Consider the following 1,749-nt stretch of genomic DNA (forward strand, 5'->3'; position numbering starts at 1 on the left):
TGGGTGGTTGGTCGTTGTTTGAGAACTGCACAGTGGACGCGAGCATCTGTGGCCAAGTTTTTAAGGGCGCACGGTGGATGCCTTGGCACCAGGAACCGATGAAGGACGTGGGAGGCCACGATAGTCCCCGGGGAGTCGTCAACCAGGCTTTGATCCGGGGGTTTCCGAATGGGGAAACCCGGCAGTCGTCATGGGCTGTCACCCATACCTGAACACATAGGGTATGTGGAGGGAACGCGGGGAAGTGAAACATCTCAGTACCCGCAGGAAGAGAAAACAACCGTGATTCCGGGAGTAGTGGCGAGCGAAACCGGATGAGGCCAAACCGTATGCGTGTGAGACCCGGCAGGGGTTGCGTATACGGGGTTGTGGGATCTCTCTTTTACGGTCTGCCGGCCGTGAGACGAGTCAGAAACCGTTGATGTAGGCGAAGGACATGCGAAAGGTCCGGCGTAGAGGGTAAGACCCCCGTAGTCGAAACATCAGCGGCTCGTTTGAGAGACACCCAAGTAGCACGGGGCCCGAGAAATCCCGTGTGAATCTGGCGGGACCACCCGCTAAGCCTAAATATTCCCTGGTGACCGATAGCGGATAGTACCGTGAGGGAATGGTGAAAAGTACCGCGGGAGCGGAGTGAAATAGTACCTGAAACCGTGTGCCTACAAGCCGTGGGAGCGTCGGATATGTGCTTGCACATATCTCGTGACTGCGTGCCTTTTGAAGAATGAGCCTGCGAGTTTGCGGTGTGTTGCGAGGTTAACCCGTGTGGGGAAGCCGTAGCGAAAGCGAGTCCGAATAGGGCGGTATAGTAGCGCGCTCAAGACCCGAAGCGGAGTGATCTAGCCATGGGCAGGTTGAAGCGGCTGTAAGAGGTCGTGGAGGACCGAACCCACCAGGGTTGAAAACCTGGGGGATGACCTGTGGTTAGGGGTGAAAGGCCAATCAAACTCCGTGATAGCTGGTTCTCCCCGAAATGCATTTAGGTGCAGCGTCGTGTGTTTCTTGCCGGAGGTAGAGCACTGGATAGGCGATGGGCCCTACCGGGTTACTGACCTTAGCCAAACTCCGAATGCCGGTAAGTGAGAGCACGGCAGTGAGACTGTGGGGGATAAGCTCCATGGTCGAGAGGGAAACAGCCCAGAGCATCGACTAAGGCCCCTAAGCGTACGCTAAGTGGGAAAGGATGTGGAGTCGCAGAGACAACCAGGAGGTTGGCTTAGAAGCAGCCACCCTTGAAAGAGTGCGTAATAGCTCACTGGTCTAGTGATTCCGCGCCGACAATGTAGCGGGGCTCAAGCGTACCGCCGAAGTCGTGTCATTCATACACATATCCCCAACGGGAGTATGGATGGGTAGGGGAGCGTCGTGTGCCGGGTGAAGCCGCAGCGGAAGCTAGTGGTGGACGGTTCACGAGTGAGAATGCAGGCATGAGTAGCGATACACACGTGAGAAACGTGTGCGCCGATTGACTAAGGGTTCCTGGGTCAAGCTGATCTGCCCAGGGTAAGTCGGGACCTAAGGCGAGGCCGACAGGCGTAGTCGATGGATAACCGGTTGATATTCCGGTACCCGCTGTGAAGCGTCAAATATCGAACCAGGCGATGCTAAGTCCGTGAAGCCGTTCCGGACCCTTCGGGGAATGGAAAGTGGTGGAGCCGACGGCCCGGACCTGTAGTAGGTAAGTGATGGGGTGACGCAGGAAGGTAGTCCAGCCCGGGCGGTGGTTGTCCCGGGGTAAGGGTGTAGACG

1 rRNA gene (cut by a window edge) is annotated in these 1,749 nt (G+C 57.1%); it reads left to right on the forward strand.

Annotated elements, in window-relative coordinates:
- Positions 1-50: 50 nt before the first annotated feature.
- A 23S ribosomal RNA gene (locus tag ACN6LB_RS45515) occupies positions 51-1,749 on the forward strand (it continues 1,489 nt past the right edge of the window).

It is taken from the genome of Streptomyces sp. SAS_270 (assembly GCF_052543295.1).